General features: G+C 49.7%; 22 protein-coding genes. 18 read left to right on the top strand and 4 right to left on the bottom strand.

Features of this window, described 5'->3' with window-relative positions; translation table 11 throughout:
* The first annotated feature begins 161 nt into the window (after window positions 1-161).
* The 4 genes from SD10_RS09705 to SD10_RS09720 all read left to right on the top strand — a co-directional run bounded on the left by SD10_RS09705 (window position 162) and on the right by SD10_RS09720 (window position 5,312).
* Window positions 162-1,199, top strand: a complete 1,038-nt coding sequence (locus tag SD10_RS09705) for a glutamine synthetase beta-grasp domain-containing protein (RefSeq protein WP_046573624.1) — start codon at window positions 162-164, stop codon at window positions 1,197-1,199.
* Between the two features lie 217 nt (window positions 1,200-1,416).
* The gene (locus tag SD10_RS29395; RefSeq protein WP_148562414.1) at window positions 1,417-1,878 is read left to right on the top strand and encodes a hypothetical protein; all 462 of its coding nucleotides are present in this window, start codon (window positions 1,417-1,419) and stop codon (window positions 1,876-1,878) included.
* 266 nt (window positions 1,879-2,144) lie between these two features.
* On the top strand, window positions 2,145-2,885 hold the full coding sequence (locus SD10_RS09715; protein WP_046573626.1) for a T9SS type A sorting domain-containing protein: 741 nt from the start codon (window positions 2,145-2,147) through the stop codon (window positions 2,883-2,885).
* 237 nt (window positions 2,886-3,122) lie between these two features.
* Complete coding sequence (locus SD10_RS09720; RefSeq protein ID WP_046573627.1) at window positions 3,123-5,312, top strand: glutamine synthetase III family protein; 2,190 nt, start codon at window positions 3,123-3,125, stop codon at window positions 5,310-5,312.
* A 72-nt stretch (window positions 5,313-5,384) separates the two neighbouring features.
* Here SD10_RS09720 and SD10_RS09725 read toward each other — a convergent pair whose 3' ends face one another.
* From SD10_RS09725 to SD10_RS09735, 3 genes are all read right to left on the bottom strand, one after another.
* Entirely contained in the window at window positions 5,385-6,371 is a 987-nt protein-coding gene (locus tag SD10_RS09725; RefSeq protein WP_046573628.1) for a bestrophin family protein, read from the bottom strand.
* Between the two features lie 109 nt (window positions 6,372-6,480).
* Entirely contained in the window at window positions 6,481-6,837 is a 357-nt protein-coding gene (locus SD10_RS09730; RefSeq protein ID WP_046573629.1) for a nuclear transport factor 2 family protein, read from the bottom strand.
* Window positions 6,838-6,935: 98 nt separating this feature from the next.
* Complete coding sequence (locus SD10_RS09735; protein ID WP_046573630.1) at window positions 6,936-7,706, bottom strand: type 1 glutamine amidotransferase domain-containing protein; 771 nt, start codon at window positions 7,704-7,706, stop codon at window positions 6,936-6,938.
* Window positions 7,707-7,841: 135 nt separating this feature from the next.
* Between SD10_RS09735 and SD10_RS09740 the strand changes: the two genes are divergently transcribed.
* Window positions 7,842-8,213 (top strand): winged helix-turn-helix transcriptional regulator, encoded by a 372-nt coding sequence (locus tag SD10_RS09740; RefSeq protein WP_046573631.1) that lies wholly within the window; start codon window positions 7,842-7,844, stop codon window positions 8,211-8,213.
* A gap of 78 nt (window positions 8,214-8,291) precedes the next feature.
* Window positions 8,292-9,476: a M28 family metallopeptidase gene (locus SD10_RS09745; RefSeq protein WP_148562415.1), complete on the top strand. Its 1,185-nt coding sequence runs from the start codon at window positions 8,292-8,294 to the stop codon at window positions 9,474-9,476.
* A gap of 181 nt (window positions 9,477-9,657) precedes the next feature.
* On the opposite strand, the gene SD10_RS09750 is transcribed toward SD10_RS09745, so the two are convergent.
* On the bottom strand, window positions 9,658-10,557 hold the full coding sequence (locus tag SD10_RS09750) for a hypothetical protein (RefSeq protein ID WP_046573633.1): 900 nt from the start codon (window positions 10,555-10,557) through the stop codon (window positions 9,658-9,660).
* A gap of 168 nt (window positions 10,558-10,725) precedes the next feature.
* Between SD10_RS09750 and SD10_RS09755 the strand changes: the two genes are divergently transcribed.
* The 12 genes from SD10_RS09755 (at window position 10,726) to bioB (ending at window position 23,197) form a co-directional block, all read left to right on the top strand.
* Window positions 10,726-11,289, top strand: a complete 564-nt coding sequence (locus SD10_RS09755) for a hypothetical protein (protein WP_046573634.1) — start codon at window positions 10,726-10,728, stop codon at window positions 11,287-11,289.
* Window positions 11,290-11,383: 94 nt separating this feature from the next.
* A complete protein-coding gene (locus SD10_RS09760; RefSeq protein ID WP_046573635.1) occupies window positions 11,384-11,857 on the top strand; it encodes a pyrophosphohydrolase domain-containing protein in 474 nt (157 codons plus the stop codon).
* A gap of 74 nt (window positions 11,858-11,931) precedes the next feature.
* Window positions 11,932-13,179: a peptidase T gene (gene pepT, locus SD10_RS09765; protein ID WP_046573636.1), complete on the top strand. Its 1,248-nt coding sequence runs from the start codon at window positions 11,932-11,934 to the stop codon at window positions 13,177-13,179.
* A 77-nt stretch (window positions 13,180-13,256) separates the two neighbouring features.
* The gene (locus SD10_RS09770; RefSeq protein ID WP_046573637.1) at window positions 13,257-14,225 is read left to right on the top strand and encodes an MBL fold metallo-hydrolase; all 969 of its coding nucleotides are present in this window, start codon (window positions 13,257-13,259) and stop codon (window positions 14,223-14,225) included.
* Between the two features lie 128 nt (window positions 14,226-14,353).
* Window positions 14,354-14,992, top strand: coding sequence for a ribonuclease H1 domain-containing protein (locus SD10_RS09775; protein ID WP_046573638.1), 639 nt, complete (start codon window positions 14,354-14,356; stop codon window positions 14,990-14,992).
* Window positions 14,993-15,095: 103 nt separating this feature from the next.
* Window positions 15,096-15,842 (top strand): tRNA1(Val) (adenine(37)-N6)-methyltransferase, encoded by a 747-nt coding sequence (locus SD10_RS09780; protein ID WP_046573639.1) that lies wholly within the window; start codon window positions 15,096-15,098, stop codon window positions 15,840-15,842.
* 84 nt (window positions 15,843-15,926) lie between these two features.
* Window positions 15,927-16,922 carry a glycosyltransferase family 2 protein gene (locus SD10_RS09785; RefSeq protein WP_046573640.1) on the top strand — a complete coding sequence of 332 codons (996 nt, stop codon included), beginning with the start codon at window positions 15,927-15,929 and terminating at the stop codon, window positions 16,920-16,922.
* Window positions 16,923-16,973: 51 nt separating this feature from the next.
* Window positions 16,974-17,576, top strand: coding sequence for an inorganic pyrophosphatase (locus SD10_RS09790; RefSeq protein ID WP_046573641.1), 603 nt, complete (start codon window positions 16,974-16,976; stop codon window positions 17,574-17,576).
* Between the two features lie 109 nt (window positions 17,577-17,685).
* The gene (gene sppA / locus SD10_RS09795) at window positions 17,686-19,458 is read left to right on the top strand and encodes a signal peptide peptidase SppA (RefSeq protein WP_046573642.1); all 1,773 of its coding nucleotides are present in this window, start codon (window positions 17,686-17,688) and stop codon (window positions 19,456-19,458) included.
* Window positions 19,459-19,545: 87 nt separating this feature from the next.
* Complete coding sequence (locus SD10_RS09800) at window positions 19,546-20,793, top strand: helix-turn-helix transcriptional regulator (protein ID WP_046573643.1); 1,248 nt, start codon at window positions 19,546-19,548, stop codon at window positions 20,791-20,793.
* An 81-nt stretch (window positions 20,794-20,874) separates the two neighbouring features.
* Window positions 20,875-22,083: an acyltransferase family protein gene (locus SD10_RS09805; RefSeq protein ID WP_046579305.1), complete on the top strand. Its 1,209-nt coding sequence runs from the start codon at window positions 20,875-20,877 to the stop codon at window positions 22,081-22,083.
* Between the two features lie 118 nt (window positions 22,084-22,201).
* On the top strand, window positions 22,202-23,197 hold the full coding sequence (bioB, locus tag SD10_RS09810) for a biotin synthase BioB (protein ID WP_046573644.1): 996 nt from the start codon (window positions 22,202-22,204) through the stop codon (window positions 23,195-23,197).
* Window positions 23,198-23,239 lie beyond the last annotated feature (42 nt).

Consider the following 23,239-nt stretch of genomic DNA (forward strand, 5'->3'; position numbering starts at 1 on the left):
AATTTACTGTACCAAACGAATTAAAATTATAATATTTCCGTAAAATCAATAAGAAATACGGTTAAATGCCCCGGAAGCATTTATTTTTTATTGCAAAGCCGTACTATATTTGCTGAAAGTATTGTGACAAAACCCCAATTCAATTAATCCACTTGTACATCATGGCAAAGGCGAAGTTAGAATACATTTGGCTCGATGGTTATAAGCCCACCCAAAGCTTACGTTCTAAAACTAAAATTGAAGCTGATTTCTCGGGTAAGCTCGAAGATTGCCCACTCTGGTCATTCGACGGCTCTTCTACAGAACAGGCTGAAGGTGGTTCATCGGACTGTTTGCTGAAACCAGTTTTTATCTGCCCTGATCCACAGCGTAAGAATGGTTACCTGGTTATGTGTGAAGTCCTCAACGCTGATGGTACTCCGCACGTAACGAACGGCCGTGCCACGATTGAGGATGATGATAACGATTTCTGGTTTGGCTTCGAGCAGGAGTATTTCCTGTGGGATACGTCAATTGACAAACCACTGGGCTTCCCCGAAGAAGGCTTCCCAACGCGTCCACAAGGACCGTATTACTGTTCGGTAGGTGCGCAGAACGCCTTCGGCCGTAACATCGTTGAAGAACATCTGGACGTTTGCCTGGACGCTGGTCTGAACGTAGAAGGGATTAATGCAGAAGTAGCCACGGGCCAGTGGGAATTCCAGATTTTTGCCAAAGGTGCCAAAGACGCTGGTGACCAGATCTGGGTAGCTCGTTATCTGTTGGAGCGGATCGGTGAAACATACGATGTGGCTATCAACTGGCATTGTAAGCCACTGGGTGCTACCGACTGGAACGGTTCGGGTATGCACGCCAACTTCTCGAACACGGCCCTGCGTACATCGGGAAGCAAAGAAGTATATGACAAAATTTGTCAGTCGTTTTCACCTGCCGATGTGATCAAAGCACACATCGCCGTATATGGTGCGGACAACGAAATGCGCTTGACCGGTAAACACGAAACCCAATCGATCGATCAGTTCTCGTACGGTATTTCCGACCGGGGTGCTTCGATCCGTATCCCCATCGCTACGGTAGAGCGCGGCTGGAAAGGCTGGCTCGAAGATCGTCGTCCCAACTCGGCAGCCGATCCTTACAAAGTAGCGGCTGTGATCATCAAAACCGTTAAATCGGCTTCCGACGTGCTGCAAACAGCCTAGGTTATCAGAATAAATAGCTTATCAAAGCCCGACTGCGCGAGTAGTCGGGCTTTTGGTTTACATACTTTAGTTAGTGATAGTTAACCTCTTCAGTTTGGGTTTTAGAACTAGAAGTCCATGTATATGAGTTTGAACAAATAAGTTTATAAGTAATATATTTTAGATTTTCTAAAGAATACTTATGTTGCAGACGAGCACATATAAGTAAATAAGCATCATGAGGATTAATCAACTTTTAAATCTGGTCGCTATGGGTGTGCTATGGCTACATGTAGGAGCAGGATGCCAACAAGATCCGACATTAACTGACTGTAAGAATGGAGACTGCTGCTGGCCAAAGGAGACTAACCGATTTGTCAGGCGTTTAGAAGGAAGCCGAGCTGGGGTATTAGGGTCAGGTTTTATCTTTCAAGATCAGTTGAGTTCCAGTCAATATGGTCCTGTCCAGAGTTGTTTGATGTGTCCAGTTCAAGCCGATCAGATTAATGCTATGAAGCTAGACGATAATATGAAAGATAATGTGGAGTATGATGGTGACGGCAATTTTCATCTGGTTGATTCCACTCGTGCCTATCCGTATCAAGTCTGGGGTACGCTCTATGAACTCACTGACATTCCTAAGCTGACCAGTGCTCCCGTTTATGTTTTTCGGCTTGATAAGGCTGAAAAAGTTCATTAAGCAAAGCTGAACAGGAGTTCAGGGCTATGGCTCACTACCAGCATTAATATGTTTCAGTCGAATACACGTAAATCAATCAACATCATGAAAATTAAATAACTTCCTGGTCTGGTCGCTGTGGGCGTACTATGGCTATGTGTAAGTGCGGGGTGCCGAAAAGATACTCTTGACTCTTATAGAAAGTCTCCAATTCGTCGACGGATAAGTACTATCCACGGGGCGATAATTTCTGGGGTAATTTTAGTCTTGATCCCGGTGCGGCTGGTTTGCAGAGTTGCCTGAATGCAGGTACTACCGCCTGGTATGGCCTGACCAATCCGGGTGGGCTCACCCCGCCTTCGGGCTACTACCAGGGAGCCGAATCGGACGGGGCTGTTTTCTTCGCCCAAAATGGTACGAATCCACCTAATCCCTGCGATGCCAGCCCTCGCCATGTCGGTACCTGGAATGGGCTTAACGTCGAGATCCGGACGTTTGCCAATGGCAAGCACGCCTTAGTAACAGCCGTTGCTGGCTCCTCCAATGATAAATACTACGTACGGGGCGACAACTTCTGGGACAATTTTACCAAAGATGGCGGTGTAGATCAATACCGGGCCTGTCTAAACGCCGGGGATACTGACTGGTGGGGTATGGCGTTTCCCGGTGGAATTGCGCCACCATCGGGTTATCAGCAGGGGACATCTCCTGATGGAGCGGTCTACTTCTCGACCAATGGCTTACGAATAGCGGCCCTGGAACCAATACAGGAAGAGGTAACTCTAGTACAGGTTCGGCCTAATCCGGTGCAGGAAGAAGTAACCGTAACCTTTATCCTCAAAGAAGCGGGTCCTGTTCAGATGCGTATCCTGGATTTGCAGGGTCGTGTTCAACAACAGCATAATGAAAAGGGTGTGGCTGGAAAAAACGAGCGGACCTTGGCAGTTGGCGCATTGTCAACAGGCTTGTATGCGCTGGAGGTTACCTTCGAGGGCCAGCGGGTCATTCATAAGCTGGTAAAGCAGTAACATGCAAACGGCATAAGCTAAAACAGACAATTTTTTGCTAGTGTAGCCATTGTATTCGCTGATTTAGCGCGAAATTGGCGAACAGGGTAAAAAATCTGTGAAACGCTTGTACTTGACTGCATACACAAAAAAGCCCGACTACGCAAGTGGTCGGGCTTTTTTGTGCTGCCCATTGTAATCTGTGCGGAAGGCATGTATGTTTGGTTAAAATTTGAACCTAAACCGTTAGCTACATCAATGTCTAATTTCCGTTTTAAAGCCCTTGAAATCGCCCAAAGTCGTCAGGCGTTGGCTGTCGCTGCGCCGACTGAGCGCGTGGGTGATTTTTTTGGGAGCAATACCTTTAATAGTGAAGTGATGCGGACGCTTCTGTCGCCCGAAGCATATCTGAAAGTAACCGAGGCCATTAGCACCAACGGCCAGATCGATCGAACCATTGCCGACGAAGTGGCGGGTGCCATGAAGTCGTGGGCAACCTCCAAGGGTGCTACCCACTATACCCACTGGTTTCAGCCGCTGACGGGCGAAACGGCCGAAAAACACGATGCCTTTTTCGACATTACAATGGAGGGAAAAGCGGTGGAAAAGTTTAAGGGTAGTGCGCTGGTTCAGCAGGAACCCGATGCCTCGTCGTTTCCAAATGGGGGACTGCGAAATACATTTGAGGCCCGTGGCTATACCGGCTGGGACCCGTCTTCCCCGGCTTTTCTGATGGACAACGGGGCGGGCGGCAAAACGCTCTGCATCCCGTCGGTGTTCATCTCGTATACAGGCGAGGCTTTGGATTACAAAACGCCCCTGCTAAAGGCACTCAATGCGCTGGATAAAGCCGCCACGGCTGTTTGCCAGTATTTCGACCGGAACATTACCAAAGTAACGCCAACCCTGGGCCCGGAGCAGGAGTACTTCGTAGTCGACCGGGCGTTGTTTTATGCCCGTCCGGATCTGGTGCTGGCAGGCCGCACCGTGTTTGGGCATTCGCCCGCGCGCGGGCAACAGCTGGAAGACCACTATTTCGGCTCCATTCCGCCCCGGATCAATGCCTTTATGGTCGATTTTGAATTCGAGTCCATGAAATTGGGAATGCCCGTTCGAACCCGCCATAACGAAGTGGCACCTGGTCAGTTTGAGGTAGCGCCGACATTCGAAGAAGTAAACCTGGCCGTCGATCACAATGCGCTATTGATGGACCTGATGGAAAAAGTTTCGGAGAAGCATAACCTGAAAGTGCTTTTCCACGAAAAACCATTTGCCGGGGTCAATGGGAGCGGAAAGCACAATAACTGGTCGATGGGCACCAATACCGGCGTTAATTTGCTGGCACCCAGCACGAAGCCCAAGGAAAGTTTGCGGTTTCTGACGTTTCTGGTCAATGTGGTCAAGGCCGTTCATGACAATGCCGATCTGCTCCGGGCCACCATTGCCTCAGCGGGCAATGAGCACCGGCTTGGCGCCAACGAGGCCCCGCCCGCTATCGTGTCGGTGTTCCTGGGTGAGTCATTGACCCAGGCGCTGAATGACCTGGAAACGAAATCGGAAGTGACGGTCAACAAAGGCGATAACGTGTATTATAAGCTCGGATTGAACCGGATACCAAGCCTGATGCGCGACAATACCGACCGCAACCGGACATCACCGTTTGCCTTTACCGGAAACAAATTCGAGTTTCGGGCGGTGGGTAGTGCTGCCAATTCGGCTTCCACCATGACCGTGTTGAACGCCATTGTGGCCGATCAGTTAAACGCTTTCAAAAGCGATCTCGATGCGCGACTGGCAAAGGGCGAAAAGAAAGAACTGGCCATTGTCGATATCCTGAAAGAGTACTATGCCAACACAAAGCGAATTCTGTTCGAAGGCAACGGCTATTCCGACGAGTGGGTGGAGGAAGCGGCTCGACGTGGTTTATCAAACATTAAATCGTCGCCCGAGGCACTGGGCGTATTTGTCCAACCCGAATCGCTGGCACTGTTTGAGCGGACGGGTGTTATGAACCATGCCGAAGTGGAGTCGCGCTATGAGATTGAGCTGGAGAAATACATCAAAAATGTGCAGATCGAGTCGCGCGTGATGGGCGATCTAGCCATGAACCATGTTGTCTCGACAGCGTTGAAATACCAGAACAAACTGGCTGAAACAGCGCGCAATTTGGTCGATCTGGGTATGAACGCTGAAGCCGGGCCCATTAAGGATATTCTTCGCGAAATATCGACCCGCGTCATTGCCATCAAAAGAAGTGTCGAGTCGATGGTCGATGCCCGCAAGAAAGCGAATAATGTAACCGACACCACCGAACGGGCCAAACTCTACTCAACGGAAGTGAAAGACCATTTCGATATCATTCGTTATGAAGTCGATAAGCTCGAAGAAGTCGTGGACGATGAAGACTGGCCGCTGGTGAAATACCGGGAATTGCTGTTTGTGAAATAAACAGTTAACGTGAACTACGGATAAGTGGCTGACACATTGGTCGTTCCATCGTGTCAGCCACTTATTCCTTCATTAGAACATAATATCTTCGATTGGGTCAAGCTTCGTGGGAATGTGCTCATCGCCTAGAAACTCGCGGACTTCGATTTCAATGTTGCGGCAAATGGTTGAGATGGGAATGTCGTTCACTGAGTTATCGAACGGATTCTCACTGAACTCACCAATCTGCTCCATCGTAAAAAATACCCAACTGATCAGCATCGAAAACGGGATGGTTAGCCAAACGCCGTAAACTCCTACTTTATCCATCTCCCGGAGCAGCCCAAAGGGCAGGAGAACAATAAACAGAATCACAAATATTCGGCTGAATATGCTGTATTGGCGGAACAGGGGCGTGGTTTTAATTCGTTCGCAGCCGCCCTGGCTATTGAAAAGGTCCCCAATTTGTTTAACAAGATCAGAATGCTCGTACTCGTCAATGACACCTTGCTTTTTTAGTCTGCCGAATTCATGAATTTGCTTTTTCAGGATATGGATTGCCGCGTTGCTTCGGCCGGCCATAGCTTCATAATATTCCATGCGGTTCATGTCCATGAAAAGCTTTTTCAAGCCTTCATCGAATTTTTCCAGCTCATTGTTTTCTGATAAATAATCCTGGTGAAGACTCTCTTTGCTGGTGGCCCAGGGAATGGTTTTCCGCAACTGGAGACGCAGGATGTTTAGCCAGGCGATGTGGCGATACATAAATTCGCGCTGGATGCTTTTGTCCGGTATTGTGGCAATGACCATAGCGGCTACTGTGCGGCTGGTATTGGTAATGTTGCCCCAAAGGCGACGGGCTTCCCACAGTCGGTCGTAGGCCTGATTATTTTTAAAGCCCACATAAAAGGCAACGGCTGTACCAATCGTAGCAATTGGCAGAAAGGAAATGGCGACAAAATCCCAACCCAAAATTTTATATAAGACACAAGCCGTCAGGCTGACCAGCATTGTCCGAAACAAGTTCTTACGGGCAAAATGCCAGAGTAAGTTAAATTTAAAGTCTTTGCCTATGTACATAAATAGCAAATGAACGTAAGGTAGTGATGGGCCTAAGGGCGCTGGTCAGCCTAAGCAGACGTATATGGGTTTGTCCCTAGTAAATTCATATACGTCTGCTTAGCCCTATTTAATAAAAAAACTGTTCCTCTATGATTTTGCCATTCTGCACGGTATAGACCGCCAGCTCATTTATTGTCTGGCGAGTGCCATCGGTGAACGTAGCGTCGAGGCTTATGGTAATGGCAATGGTATTGCCCGCTATTAACGGCCCGCCCACATGCCCGCCATGTATTTCCTGAATCATACGCTGAAACTGGTTTCCCTTGGCAATAATGGCATCCAGCCCCTGTACGCTGGGCATTCCCTGAGCAGATGTGGGTTCAATGCTTTTAGCATCATTGCTGTAGAGTTCGCGCTGCGCCTGCTCGTAGTTGCCCTCCCGGCAAAGTGTTACTAGTCGATCAGCTAGTTCATCAATGGTCATGTGCGTAAATGGTTTTAGGTAAAATGTAGTGTAGGCCCCGCAAGGAACCTGGTTGAGACGATTGACAAGCAGGGATGTTACAGACTGTGTGTTAAAAATTACTCGCCGAGTGCGTCAATGATAGCTTTGGCCGTTTCGGCACCAGAAAAGTTCTGCTGACCCGTAATCAGATTGCCATCGCGAATAGCAAAACCCCGCCACAGGCCGGCCTGGATGAAATTAGCTCCCAATGCCTTTAGCTCATCTTCGATTCGCCAGGGCATCACGTGCTTATCGCGGGAGAGCAGCCCGTACGCCCAGACGGCGTTGTCCGCAAAATCTTCTTCTACATTGGCAAAACCCGTTACGGTTTTGCCTTTTACCAAATACTCGCCATTGCTACGTTTGGCATACCGCAATACTGCCGTACCATGACAGAGAGCCGCCGTTACTTTCCCGCTTTCATAAAACTCGATGAACTTGGCGTGCAAATCCGTGGCATTCTCGAAAGAGAACATGGGAGCCTGACCACCTGCCACCACGATGGCATCGAAATCGGCAACGTTTAGTTCGGCAATGGGTTTGGTGTTGTCAACCAGCGCCCGCAGGGATTCAGTATGGATGAAGCCCTGGGTAATCAGGTCTGTCGATGAATACCCGCTCGCATCATTTGGATCGCTCATGGCATCGGCTTCACACAGCCCACCGCTTAGGCTGAAAATATCGACGGTATACCCTCTCTCTGTAAAGGCATAGTAGGGGTGGGTCAATTCACTCCACCAGAAACCTACTGGCCAGCCGGTAGTGGTTGACACAGCCGGATTTGACAAAATGATGGCAATGCGTTTGGATTGGCTGGGATTCACCACATTTGGGTCTTTTAAGCTCATGATCGGTTGTGCTTTGTTGATTTGTAAAAAGCATACGACAAAGGTGACCCCTGATAGTAGTTCTGCCAATAAATACACTTTTTAGTGTGATACTAGTAATTTAGAGAGTATTTGATAATCAAATGGTTATACGTCATGCCAGACTTTAACGATCAGGGTAGGGTGTTTTATAACCCGGTAGAATATGCCATGTACCAGATTGGCGGCACCTGGAAGATGCCCATTCTATGGCGTCTTAATAAGCAGGTTATGCGCTATGGTGAGCTGAAGAAATACCTGCCGCACATTTCGCACAAGATGCTTTCGACCCAACTGCGCGAACTCGAAGCCCATGGGTTCGTGACGCGAACGGTGTATGCGGTCGTGCCGCCCAAAGTCGAATATACGCTTACTGAAAAAGGGAAACGAGCCATTCCGGTTATTGAGCGCATCCGACACTATGGGATGGATCTCATGCGCGAAGCTGGCATTGATCCCGCCGTCGTCTTTAAAAAGCCCGAGCCGTGAGCAGAGTAGGGTCTATCGCTAAGTCGTTGAATCAGAGATAGCTAACACAGTCAGGCTGTAAAGTAAATTTGTTACATCGTGAATATATCGGTCCAGACAATTCTTGACGAACTCGCTTCTTTGCCTCATCGCGGGGCAGCCACTACCCATGGAGCCAAAGCTGCCGGACTGTTGAAAAACTACCTTGGTGCACTGGGAGCGAGGGTGCAGATGGAATCATTTGAAACGCCCAGAACATACGCGACCATTGTCTACTGGCTGATTGGTGGATTGCTGACGGGCTTGGCCCTAGTGCCCGTCAGTGGCGTAGCTGTTGGCCTGGTCTGGTATTTTATCTGGATGGCCATGTTGTATTTCAACTGGCGTTATTCGTTCATTATCAGGTTTCCGGTTCAGCATACGGATCAAAATGTGATTGGTCGGTGGCCAGCTCGCCGAACGGGGGAACAACCCTTGCGAAAAATTATCCTAATGGCTCATTATGATACCGCGCCCATTTCGCTCCTCTATAGTCCTAAACGGCAGGCTTCATTTAGGGGCTCACTTCTGGTTTCCCTCTTCCTGATGCTGCTGGCCGGTGTGGCGGCTACCTACGAAGTGTTCCGGGTTGGCTTGCCGTATCTAACTTATTTACGCTATGGCCTGATGGTCTACTTTCTGTTGCAGGCGGTTGTCGGTACCGCGGGTTACTGGTTCAAGGGGTATAGCAATGGAGCCAGCGATAATGCAACAGGAGTGGCCGCTGCCCTAACGACGGCAAGTCGGCTCCACGAAGCCAGTTTGCCGGATGTAGAAATCGAGGTCGTCCTGACCAGCGCCGAAGAGGTTGGTATGGTCGGTGCCTATTATTACGTGAAGGCGCACCGGAAGGAATGGAAGCCAGCGCAAACCCTGGCCATTAATTTCGACACTCTTGGCGCGGGCAAGCTCACCATCGTGGAGAAAACGGGAACGGCTGAGCAGATTCGGTATGACAATGAGCCTACCCGTCTGGCGCGTCAACTGGCTACAACCGAGGCATTTCAAAACAGGGTACAGGTTGGGAGCTGGCACACCGCCGACTTTGATAGCGTCTGGTTTGTGCGCAACAAAATTCCGGTGCTGGCTTTGTGTGCATTGGATGCCAATGGGCAAATGCCACGTATCCACCAAAGAACCGACACCCTCAATCAACTGGATATAACGCCCCTTGATACCGCTATTGACCTGGCCGAAGCAGTCGTCTACGCCTGGTTAACCCCTAATAAAGAATCAGTCAGTTAGGTTAATTTGCGGTGCCGTGCGTTACGTACTATGTGTGGAGTCGGTTACTAATAACCGACTTGTGAGGTTTCTCAAAACCTCGCATTGTTAGGTTTTGAGAAACCTCACAAGTCAGATTTAAGAATCTGACTTCACTTTTACATTTTACAAACTTTTCTTGCCAGGTCAGTTGTTCACAACTCTATGGGTTTTTTACTTCATACTGCCGCCCATACAGGTACCGTAGAGAAAGGCCGAAGCCCCATCCTGTACCATCAGCTGTAACGGTAGCCTGTGTTTTCGACCCATTATTGACCGTATAGACCAGATCAGACTGCAGCGCGTTACTTAGCCCCCAGTATTTGCGGACATAAAAGTCCATCTCAACACGCGATGCCAGTCGGGTCGTATAGTCAACTCCTAATTCGGCAATACCCGTAACCTGTTTGAGTATAGTTGTCGAGTTATTCAGCCTGATCGTATCGACTCGGTTCCGACCGGAGCGATTGTAGCCAATCAACTGGAAATCACCCGTTTGTCCACTGCCATTTGGAATCAGCCAGGCACCGCCGGTAACCCAGAAGCCGGTTCCGTTCGCGGCCCGTTTGCCGGACCCAACACGCCGTTTTATGCGCAATGGAATGCCGTAACCACTGTTCAGGTAGTTGAAAACGAGGGGATTGCTTCCGTTGGCAATGCTGATGTTCAGGTGAATAGGTGCACGGATGTAGCCAGCTTCAATTGTCCAGGCATTACGGTAGGTGTACCCCAGCAAGGCACTCCAGGACGCTTTTGTGGGTGCCGGATTACTGACCAGTCGGTCGAAGGAATTGCTTAGTACGCTGCCGTCACTTCGGAGGCCGGTTTCGGCGCTCACATACCATGTGTGTACTTCGTTGAGTTTTTCAAGCAACTTCCGTTTCCGGCTGGCCTGCCCACTACCGTTTGATTGATGATTCGGGTTGTTGTCCGGATCTTCCGTTAGCACCCGTCGGCGGACCACGGGGGGCGGAGCGTAATAATTGGTATCAATGATGACCTCCTGAGCCTGCCCCGACAGGGATACGCCAATCAGAAAAGTAAGAAGGAAGATGTGTTTCATGCTGTGCGTTTAATCAACTAAAGACGGAGTAGTAAACAGATTACGCAAAGAATGTAAAATGTGTTGCGGTTGGCCTGAATTCCTGAAACGATGTACTACAGGCTCAGAAAGTGTCCGACTGTTTTGGGTCGGATATGGTTTCTGACTAAGAAATACTAGCTTTGCCACATGGCAAATTACAAGAATGATGGGTATGACCCAGAAGAGATCAGCGCACTGAAAGACGAGTGTAGCCAGGAAGGTAAATCGTTCATTTACGTCGAAGACGAAGACTTGGACGTATTGGAAGAAGGCGAATGTCGGCATATTCAGTTTCCGGGACAGTATCAGGGGCAGGAAGTTATTTTCGACACACTGGTGTATACGCTACGGTTGCACCACAGCAGCCTGGTGTATGAAATGGCCGTAGAAGAGGTTCAAAAGACGTTTCCCACCTACGTGCCGCCCGAAGAGCGCAAGCCAAATTACAAAATCGCACCCGATTTAGAAGAGGAGGCCGAAACAGCCCTGACCGAAATTATTGAAGAAATTGAAGAAACCGAAACGGTTAAGGTGCAGGAACACGTTGAAGTCGATCTGGAATCCGATTATGGCATTGCCCTGGATGTTTGTCTGAACGTCGACGAAATCACCGATGAAGTGATCGAAGATTTTATTGCGCATTTCAAAGCAAACACCCTCTCACTAGACACAACGCTCTATTCCTTCAGCAGTGACGAGGAGGAAGACTAACTTAATTCAGTTAAGAATGAATAGTTATGCGTGAAGAATACGTGTCAATGCCTGAATGTTTCACTCATAGCTATTCATTCTTCATTCACAAACTATGCAACAACCGGACTCGCTGAACCAGGTCGCGGAATTTCACCGCACCTTTCATGCCCCTATTTTAGAAACCCCCCAGATTCCATCCGAAGCCCGTGGGCAGCTTCGGGTATCGCTACTGGCCGAAGAACTGGACGAACTGCGCGAGGCCATTGCCGAGGGTGATATTGTGGCCGTGGCCGATGCACTCTGCGATTTACAGTATGTGCTGTCGGGGGCGGTGCTTGAGTTTGGCCTGGGTGATAAATTCAAAGAATTATTTGATGAAGTGCAGCGCTCCAACATGAGCAAAGCCTGCCTGACGGTGGCCGAAGCTGAAGCCACTGTGGCCCAGTATCAGGCCAAAGGCGTTCCCTGCCATTTTATCGAATCAGATGGAAAATTCCTCGTTTATCGCGACGCCGACCACAAAACCCTAAAGAGTGTGAACTATTCACCGGCTGATCTGGAGGGCATTCTGGTTCCAGCCTTGTAATGCAGGAGGTTGATAAATAGGTAGATACAAAACGAATAACGCACCAGCGTGCCGGAGATTTAGTGAGAAATTTGATGGAGAACTATCCGTATACAGCCATTGACCGTTTCCTGCGCTACGTGCAGATCGATACGCAGTCGGACCCGCAATCGACGACAAATCCAAGTACCGAAAAGCAAAAAGACCTGAGTCGGTTGCTGGTGCATGAGTTGCTGGAGATGGGCATTTCCGATGCCGAAATAGATGAATGGGGATATGTGTACGCCACCATTCCGGCCAATACGGACAAGCCGAACGTGCCAACGATTTGCTTCTGTTCGCACGTAGATACCTCACCCGATGTGACCGGTGCCGGGGTGAAGCCGATCATTCACGAAAATTGGAACGGGACCGATATTATCTTGCCGGATGATCCGTCCCAGCAAATTCGGGTAGCCGATCACCCCGATCTACAGAATCAGATCGGCAATGATATTATTACGGCCAGTGGCACTACCTTGCTAGGCGCTGATAATAAGGCCGGACTGGCCGAAATTATGGATGCCACGCACTACTTATTAACTCATCCCGACGTAAAACACGGCCGGATTCGGTTGCTCTTTACGCCCGATGAAGAAGTAGGGCGCGGAACCGAAAAAGTTGATATCCAGAAACTAGGGGCCGATTTTGGCTATACTATTGATGGCGAAGCGTTGGGTACGCTCGAAGACGAGACGTTCTCGGCCGATGCCGTCAAAATTACGATTCAGGGCGTAAGCACGCATCCCGGCTTTGCTAAGGGAAAACTGGAAAACGCCCTGAAAATTGCCGCCGATTTACTGGCAGCCTTACCTAAAAATGCACTTTCGCCCGAAACGACCGAAGCCAAAGAAGGTTTTGTGCACCCAACCCGCATGGAGGGCAATCAGGACAAGGCCGTGCTGGAATTCATTATCCGCGACTTTACCGAAACAGGCTTGCAGGAAAAGGAAACCTACCTGCAAAATCAACTAAATGACATCATGACGGAATACCGCGGCTCAACGGCGCAACTCGTGGTGAAGGAACAGTACCGCAACATGAAAGACGTCCTGGATCAGCACCCGGCCGTCGTCGACAACGCGCTTGAGGCCATCCGTCGAGCCGGCCTATCCGCCCGGCGACGCAGCATTCGGGGTGGGACCGATGGCTCACGGTTGTCGTTTATGGGACTGCCTTGCCCGAATATATTTGCCGGTGAACATGCTTTTCATTCCCGGCAGGAGTGGGTGTCGGTGCAGGACATGCAAAAGGCCGTTGCCGTCATTGTCAACGTGGCACAGGTGTGGGAGGAGCGAAGTTAGACCCGTGGTCCGTTCGTGTAGATCACCAAACAATCTATTGCGTCTATGGGTTGAAAGGCTAACTAAGCTCAACGCCTATGGAAACGCAAGTCGATGTTGAATCGTCAATTGAAACTGACACAAAAACCCCTTATGACGTAACCGCCGATGTAGCGGGTATCAAGACGTTATTTGTCAATGTATTCTATATTGGAACACCCGGCCCCGGGAATCATTGGGTACTGGTCGATGCCGGTTTGATGGGCTATGCCAGTCAGATAAAAAAGCGCGCTGAACAATTATTCGGCCCCGGTACCAAACCCGACGCGATTATTCTCACGCATGGTCATGCCGACCATACGGGATCGCTGGATAAACTGCTGAGCGAGTGGGACGTGCCGGTTTATGCGCACAAACTGGAACTGCCTTATTTACAGGGCAAATCAAGCTACCCGCCACCCGATCCGGCCATTGGTGGAGGAGGCATGTCGTATATGTCGTGGGTATTTCCCATTGGGCCATCTGACTTTGGCGACCGCATAAAGCCCATTGCCGACAATGGAAAAATTCCCGAACTACCTGATTGGCGGGCTATTCATACACCAGGCCATGCGCCGGGCCATATTTCGCTGTTTCGCGATAAAGACCGTACGTTGATTGCGGGCGATGCCTTTGTGACAACTAACCAGAACGCCATTACGGCGGTGGCTACCCAGCGTGAAGAATTTCATGGCCCGCCAGCTTACTTTACCTGCGACTGGCAAGCCGCCAAAAAGTCGGTTTTGGCCTTAAATAACCTTAATCCGTTGGCGGCCGGAACGGGGCATGGTGTGTCTGTCCACGGCCTTGATCTTCAACTGGGGTTAAATAAACTGGCGCACGAATTTGAATCCCGCTCCATTCCGTCGGAAGGGCGATACGTAAAACAACCGGCTGTTACCGATGAAAACGGGATTGTTGATATGCCTACACCCACATCGTTTCATGTGGCTCGAGTGCTGGCGCTGAGTACACTGGCCGGGCTGACGATGTACATGCTCTGGTCCGCATTGAAAAGTGATAAATAGACATTGACTACATAAACAGAAAAGCCCTGTATCAGCAGGGCTTTTCTGTTTATGTAGGACAATTGCGGTCCTACACGTCGAACAAACCTGGATGTGTCCTTACTTTTGCAAAAAGGAACGTCTTCTATATGGCGCAGAAAAAGCCCAAATTTTACGTTGTCTGGCACGGTAGAAAGCCTGGCGTTTATGATAGTTGGGATGAAGCTAAAGCCCAAACCGATGGTTTTGCCAAGCCGCTATTCAAGGCCTTCGATAGTAAACCGGCTGCTATTCAGGCCTTCAAAGATAAACCGCACGCACACATTGGCCAGGCGATCAAGCCAGCAGGTAAACAGGGTAAATTAACCGAATTGGTCGGTTTGCCTATTCAGGATAGTCTGGTTGTCGATGCTGCCTGGAACACCGCTTCCGGCGATATGGAATACCAGGGCATTTACCTGGCCACGAAACAAAAGCTGTTTTTAAAAGGGCCCTATCAGGACGGCACCAATAATATTGGCGAGTTTCTGGCTATTGTTCACGCTTTGGCGTTGCTGCATCAGAAAAACAGCAATATCCCGGTTTATTCCGATTCTAGAACGGCTATCGGCTGGGTTAAGAAGAAAAAAGCGAATACCAAACTGGAAGAAACCGCCCGCAATGCTGAGCTATTCGAACTCCTTGACCGGGCCGAAACCTGGCTTCAGACACACCGATTCGCGAATCCTGTTCTGAAATGGGAAACGACCGTTTGGGGTGAAAATCCGGCTGATTTTGGCCGCAAATAATCTGAACCGGAATTTTTATGATTTATGGAAAGACTATGAATGCCAGTACGTGACATGATTATTTATTCATGTAATCAGGTCAATCATAAAAATCCCGGTTCAAATGTTTCGTTTCAAGCAATTTATTATCCAGCAGGACCGTACCGCCATGAAGGTGTGTACAGATGCCTGTGTATTGGGGGCGTATGCGGATGTAACGGGCTCTCAACCGGCGGGGCAAGTGAAGCGAATCCTCGATATTGGAACCGGTACCGGCCTGCTAGCCTTAATGGCCGCCCAGCGGAACCAAACCGCGCAGATCGATGCGGTCGAGGTAGACGAGGCTGCGGTTGGGCAGGCTCAGGAAAACGTAGTCGCCAGCCCGTTCGCTGAGCGCGTGCACATGTGGCATGGGCGTATCCAGGATTTTAGACCGACGAATCGATATGATCGGATTCTGACCAATCCTCCTTTTTATACCAACCACCTGCGTTCGCCTGATTCGGCGGTCAACCGGGCGCTGCATACGGACGAGCTGTCCTTTCCGGAATTGATCGAGGCTGTGGTGCGACTAATGGAACCCGACGGACAGTGGTGGGTTTTACTCCCTCCTTTCGAAGCTGAAAAATTGGCTCTGCTGGCTAATCAGGCGGGCCTGCATGCTTTTAAACAACTCCTGGTCCGGCACAATGGGCAAAAGCCGGTATTTCGGGTCATAACCGGCTTTTCATTCGAGGAACGTGATCTTCACGAAGCGTCTTTAATGCTATACGAGCCTGGAAAACCGGACGGTTTTTCCGAAAATCGATCTGTCGAGACCTATACGTCAGAATTTCGGACATTACTCCGTGAATTTTACCTAATATTCTGAAAACTCTGCGAACTTTGTGATAATATCTGTGCCTGCGTTAGGGTGGGGCCGTTCAAGCGGTTTTGTTCTGCGTTTTAAAAGTATATGCCCGAATTGCTTCAACTTACCGTTTTAATTCCGCTTTATAACGAAGATGAGTCGCTGCCCGAGTTGCACGACTGGATTGTGCGGGTTGTGACGGAACATCATTTTTCTTACGAAATCCTGTTCGTTGACGACGGCAGTACGGATGATTCATGGTCGGTTATTGAGCAATTGGCAAACCGAAACCCCAATGTGCGAGGCATTCGGTTTAACCGGAACTACGGCAAAACAGCCGCGCTGCAAACGGGTTTCCAGGCTGTCCGCGGGCAGGTTGTCATTACGATGGATGCCGATTTGCAGGATAGCCCCGACGAGATTCCAGAGCTGTACCGCATGATTGTACAGGATAAGTATGACCTGGTGTCGGGCTGGAAGCAGAAACGCTATGACCCCATCACCAAAACACTCCCAACGAAGCTTTTCAATTCTGTTTCGCGCTGGATTTCGGGTGTCCAACTGCACGATTTCAACTGTGGTCTGAAAGCCTATAAGCAGAAGGTTGTTAAAACGATTGCTCCCTCGCTATACGGCGATATGCACCGAAATCTGCCCATCGTGGCAAACTGGGACGGATTTAGTCGGATTGGAGAGAAAGTCGTGCAGCACCGCGCCCGTAAGTACGGAACCACTAAGTTTGGCCTGGAGCGTTTTGTGAACGGCTTTTTGGATGTGCTCGTGATTGCGTTTGTGCACCGGTTCAGTAAGCGGCCCATGCACTTTTTCGGTACCTTCGGGACACTGTCTTTTTTTGTGGGGTCGGTGCTGGCCATCTGGCTCATTGTTGAGAAACTTATTAACATTGCCCAAGGGGTCAAGTTTCGGAATGTGACGGATAATCCCCTGTTTTTCTTCGGCTTAGTTGCCATCATTTTAGGCGTGCAATTGTTTCTGGCGGGCTTTTTGGGCGAAATGCTCGTTCGCCAAACTCTCAACCGTTCGGCCGAGCAATTGGTGGCCGAAAAAATAGGATTTAACGAACGGAACGTATCTATTTAGCTCCCTTATTTTTATTAATAGATTGTCAATTTTTAGTAATACAACCAACCAATGAAGAGTAATTTTAAAGCCCATCCATGGCATGGCATCCCCATCGGCGAACAAGCTCCCCAGCAAGTAACTTGCTTCATCGAGATCGTTCCAACCGATACCGTTAAATATGAAATCGATAAGGCAACCGGTTACCTCAAAATTGACCGGCCCCAGCAGTACTCCAATGTATTACCGGCCCTTTACGGCTTTATTCCCCAAACCTATTGCGGTGATCAGATCGCGCGGCTAGCCAGCGAAAAATCGGGCAAAACGGTAGAGATGGGCGACGGTGACCCGCTCGATATTTGTGTATTGACCGAACGCGAAATCACACACGGTGACCTGATCTTACAGGCTATTCCCATCGGTGGCTTCCGCCTGATCGACAAAGGAGAGGCCGATGATAAAATCATCGCTGTGCTCAAAGGTGATGCCATGTACGGGCAGTATACCGAGCTTGGCCAACTACCTGAAGCCGTGGTGAAACGCCTGCGTCACTATTTCCTGACCTACAAAAATCTGCCCGAAGAGCCTGCCGTCATGGAACTGGCTAACATCTACGGGCAGGAGGAAGCCTGGGAGGTCATTCAAACGTCGGTCAACGATTATAAGCTGATGTAAGGATTACGCCTTTCGTCCATTCTTTTCGTTCACTTAACACTTTTATAGCCCGGAAACTTTCTTCCGGGCTATATTTGTATACAGCCTGTTAAACAAGGCCATTTAATTCATGCTACAGTTTCTCAAATATGTACTAGCCACAATTGTTGGTCTACTATTGTTTTCGTTTATCGGTTTTCTGCTCTTAGTTGGGCTGGGAGCAGCGTTGTCTTCCGCATCGGATTCGAAGCCAGCTGTGAAAGAAAATACGGTTTTGAAGTTGGATTTAGATAAACCCATCGAAGAGCGGAGCGTCGACAATCCCTTTAACGGGTTTGGCCCCATAAGTAGCTCGGGTGATGCCATTGGCCTGATCGAGTTGAAGCGCGCCCTGAAAGAGGCCAAAGACGACGCGAATATCGAAGGAATTTACCTGCAAACCGAAAGCCCGTCAGCTGGCTGGGCCTCGCTGGAAGAAGTTCGCAATGCGTTGATCGACTTTAAACAATCGAAAAAATTTGTCTATGCCTACGCCGAGACGATGACCGAAAAAGGGTACTACATCGCGTCGGTAGCCGATAAAATTTACCTCAACCCGGCGGGTGATCTGGAATGGAATGGGCTGAATGCCGAACTTTCGTTCTTTAAAGGGACGCTCGATAAACTGAATATTAAACCCGAGATTTTCAAGGTGGGTGATTTTAAGAGCGCCGTAGAACCGTTTATTCGGGAGAATATGAGCGACCCCAACCGCCTGCAGGTGAATTCCTTCCTGAACTCGGTAAACGACCACATGCTGGTGCGGGTGGCGCAAAGCCGGAATCTCCGGGTTGACTCTCTGAAAAGCTACGCCAACAACCTGACGATCCAGAAACCCGAAGATGCCCTTCGTACCAAACTCGTTACGAATATTGGCTATCAGGATGAACTGGAAAGCCTGATGAAGAAGCAACTGGGCGTGGAGGAAAAAAAGAAAATCAATTATGTTTCGCTGAGTCGATACAAAGAGTCCGAAAAGACCAGCAACGATACAGATGGGAGCAGTAAAAACCGTATCGCTGTTATTATCGCTTCTGGCGATATTCAGTCGGGCAAGAGTGGCGACAACAGCATCGGTTCAGAAACGATTGTTGAGGAGATTCGCAAAGCGCGGATGGACGATAAAGTAAAAGCCATTGTGTTGCGTGTCAACTCAGGTGGCGGCAGTGCCCTGGCGTCGGATGTGATGTACCGGGAAGTTCAGTTAGCGCGCAAGGTTAAGCCCGTTATCGGTTCTATGTCCGACTATGCAGCTTCGGGCGGCTATTATATGCTGATGGGATGCGACAAGATAGTGGCCCAGCCCAACACCATTACGGGTTCGATCGGCGTCTTCTCGTTGATGTTCAATACCGAAAACTTCTTCAAAGACAAACTCGGCGTCACCTACGACCGGGTGAAGACCAACACCAATGCCGATTTTCCGACGGCTACGCACGAAATGACCCCATTTCAGAAGCAGACCCTGCAGCGGGCTACCGAACGGATCTATGCTGAATTTACGGGTAAAGCCGCTTCGGGCCGTAAACTGCCTATCGATAGCCTGCGGGCTATTGCGGGTGGACGTGTCTGGACAGGAACACAGGGTAAAGCCATTGGACTGGTTGACCAACTCGGCGGCCTGGACGACGCCATTAAACTGGCGGCCCAATCGGCCAAGCTGAAAGAAAATGATTACCAGCTCCGGTATCAGCCTCGTAAGAAAGAATTCCTGGAGCAGCTCATGTTGTCGTTTGGTAACGATGAAGAAGCTAAAATTCAGGCACAACTGGGCGAATTGGCTCCGTATGTAAAGTATATGAAGAAGCTCAAATTGATGGAAGGTACGCAGATGCGTATGCCGTTCGAGATGGACATTCGTTAATTAATCTGGTTTACTCGGTGAAGACCTATGTGATTTTTAAGATCGCATAGGTCTTTTTTTTACCTTGCATTAAGCAACGCTCATCAAATGCAGACTCCCCCTCTCCAACTTGACCTGTTCGCCCTGATCATTTTTCTGGGCGTAGCGCAGGGACTATTTTTGGGCATTTTTTTTCTGACCGGCGAGCGTAGGGGGAGCGTGGCGAATCGGTGTCTGGGCTATCTCATGCTGTCCCTGTCGGCGGTTATTGGCGAGATGTTTCTCTGCTATAGCAACTACATGTTTCGGCTGCTGGCCTTCGTAGATTTCTCGGAACCGCTCAACTTTGCGATGGGGCCGCTGTTTTTTCTCTTCGTGTTTGCCCGGATTCGAGGACGATTACCCAAACGCTGGCTATGGCATTTCGTACCGGCTGCGCTGTGGGCCATTAATGCGGTTTCGTGGCTTTACCAGCCGGTAGAGGTCAAATACAACAACTACCTGAACGCCTATCATCCCGAGCTCCCATTTGCTGCCGAACCAGCCTATTACATACCGGAAGATTTCTTTAACCTTCGGGACTATATCGACGAAATGACGCTGCTGAGCTGTCTAATCTATAATATACTGGCTCTTATACTCATTCACCAGGCTTATCGACAGGCTGATAAACCCTTCTGGCAGAACTCACCCATTCGGTTGGCGCAATTACGAAACCAATGCATGCTGTTTCTGATTCTGCCTGCTCTGATCGTCATTATCAAACCGCAGTTTTATGAAGACCTGGGCGATTATCTGCTGGCGTGCTACCTTACGTTGATTATCTACAGTACGAGTATACGGGTTATGGCTGGCTCGAACTACTTTATTGATGAACCTGAGGTAAGTCCACCCATGCTGGAATTGCCGACGGAAACAAAAAAGAAATACGAGAAGTCGGCTTTATCAGAAGAAGTAGAAGATGCTGTTCTGGGCAAACTCAACCGATTACTGGAAGCCGAGAAACCGTACCTGGACAGTGACATGTCGCTGCCCAAACTAGCGGCTCGGCTCGACACTAGCCCGCATAATTTGTCACAGTTGTTAAATGACCGGCTGGGGCAAACCTTCTTCGATTGGCTGGCTACCTACCGGATTGCCGAAGCACAACGGTTGCTGAATGAAGCCGCTACAGCAAACCTGAAAATTGATGAGATTGCCGAGCGGGTAGGGTATAACTCACCTTCCGCCTTTCATACGGCCTTCAAGCGGCTAACTAACCAAACCCCGGCCCAATACCGGCAACTGGTGACGAGGTCAGTCCAGACCGGGCCACCTTCCAGACAGCCATTTCCGACTTCGTCCCGGTCGGCATGAACTTCGTAAAGGCCGGGACATAGGCCAATGAGCGCGGCTGAGGCCCATTTTTGGGTCATCAAACAAAATCTTACGCAACTCATGGCACCCGCCCAACAACAAACGCCCCCGGTTTCAAAAGTAGGTCAAGATTCTCCGGTATCCATTACTTCGCGCCGGTATGATCTCGACTGGCTTCGCATCATTGCCATTGTTACGTTGCTTTTTTACCATACCGGTATGATCTACGTATCCTGGGGCTGGCATATCAAAAGTGAAGAACATAGTCGGCCGATGGAACTGGTGATGCGGTGGCTTCACCAATGGCGGATGCCTCTGCTGTTCTTAATTTCCGGAGCCGGAACATTTTTTGCCTTACAGAAACGGTCACTTGGTGTATACGCTGGCGAGCGTGTTCGGCGACTTTTCATCCCGCTTGTTTTTGGGATGTTCGTTATTGTGCCGCCCCAGATTTACATCGAGTGGTTGTTTCGTGGCCGGTTTTCGGGGAGTTACAGCGAGTTTTACCCGGAGGTGTTCAACTTCCAGCCCTACCGAGATGGGGGAACGGGCGGGGCCTTTAGCTGGCATCATCTCTGGTTCGTTACGTATTTGTTTCTCTTCTCGTTGCTGAGTATTCCTGTATTCGCCTGGTTGAAAACGGCCAGCGGGCAGCGGTTCACGACGGGTTTCGGCCGCCTGATCGCTCTGCCTGGTGGTGCATTGGGCATCATCATTGTCAGTATCCTGGCCAGCCAATATGCGCTCCGTCCGTATTTCCCGGACGAAACCCATGCTTTGGTTAATGACTGGGCTTATTTTGCCGAAAACCTGTTGCTGTTCTGGTTTGGGTATTTGCTGGTGAGCCGGCAGGCGTTCTGGTCAATCCTTACGGATCAACGGCGTATCTTCCTGCTTGCAACACTTGTTTTTACCGTCGTTATGTATGGGATGAATTACTGGTTTACGTTCGATGAGATCGATACGGTTTTCTGGCTCGACTTCACGTATTTCACGAACCGGCAATGCCTGATGGTGGCTTCGGTGCTGGCGACAGTAGCGTATGGGTATCGGTATCTAAACGTCAGTAAACCAATCTTACCCCGTCTGAACGAAGCTGTTTATCCGTTTTATATTCTGCACCAGACGGTAATTGTTCTCATTGGCTATGCCGTTTTAAAAAGAACGAATCTGGGCGTTTACGACGGATTTCTGGTGGTAAGCCTGTCAACATTAGTCGTTTGCGTCGCTACCTACCTGCTGCTCATTAAACCGTTCAAAGTAACACGGTTACTCTTCGGGCTGAAATAAACGGGCGTGCTATTGATTTACGCGTGCTGGTTTACGATTTTTGATGATCTGAACGCATCATTCGGAAAATAGAGCGGGCCATGTCTGGCCTGTCTCGTCAATTAAAAATCGTACTGCTATGCTTCGCACTGATTGGACTCGTGCTGAAATTGCCGAAATCTATAATTCGCCCGTTCTGGACCTGATGTACCGGGCAGCCACTGTTCATCGTCAGCACCACGACCCGCAGGAAGTGCAGGTCTGTACGCTGTTATCGGTCAAGACCGGCGGCTGTCCCGAAGACTGCGCTTACTGCCCGCAGGCGGCCCGCTACCATACTGCCGTAAAAGTGCACAAGCTCATGGAGGTGGACGAGGTATTGACCGCTGCCCAGCGCGCGAAAGATACGGGCAGTACGCGTTTTTGTATGGGCGCGGCCTGGCGCGAAGTGCGTGATAACAGCGATTTCGACAAAGTCCTCGATATGGTACAAGGCGTTAACGAAATGGGGCTGGAAGTTTGCTGCACCCTCGGTATGCTGACCGAAAATCAGGCGCAGAAGCTCAAGGATGCTGGCTTGTATGCCTACAACCACAACCTCGACACGAGCGAAGAATTCTATGGCGACATCATCAGCACACGAACATACGATGACCGACTGGATACACTGGGGCACGCCCGGAAAGCGGGTATTTCGGTCTGTTCAGGTGGAATTATCGGGATGGGCGAATCCGATCAGGATCGAATTGGTATGTTGCACACGCTGGCTACCTTACCGCAGCACCCCGAATCCGTGCCGGTCAATGCGCTGGTTCCCGTAGAAGGAACTCCGCTGGAAGATCAGCCGCGCGTGTCGGTATGGGAAATGATTCGGATGATTGCGACGGCTCGTATCATCATGCCGAAAGCAATGGTCCGTTTATCGGCCGGACGGGTGCGGATGAATACCGAAGAGCAGGCGTTGTGTTTTCTGGCGGGGGCCAACTCTATTTTTGCCGGAGACAAACTACTGACCACGCCAAACCCGAACGAAGATGCTGATTTACAGTTATTTCAGACGCTTAATATTCGTCCGCGCAAAGCGTTTAAAGACGCGGCTCAACCTGCCGTTGTGTTTGAACAGATTCCACTTTGAGCCAAACGGGTAGAGTATTGTAATAAAATCAATAAACAAAAG

It is taken from the genome of Spirosoma radiotolerans (genome assembly GCF_000974425.1).
GTDB classification, from domain to species: domain Bacteria; phylum Bacteroidota; class Bacteroidia; order Cytophagales; family Spirosomataceae; genus Spirosoma; species Spirosoma radiotolerans.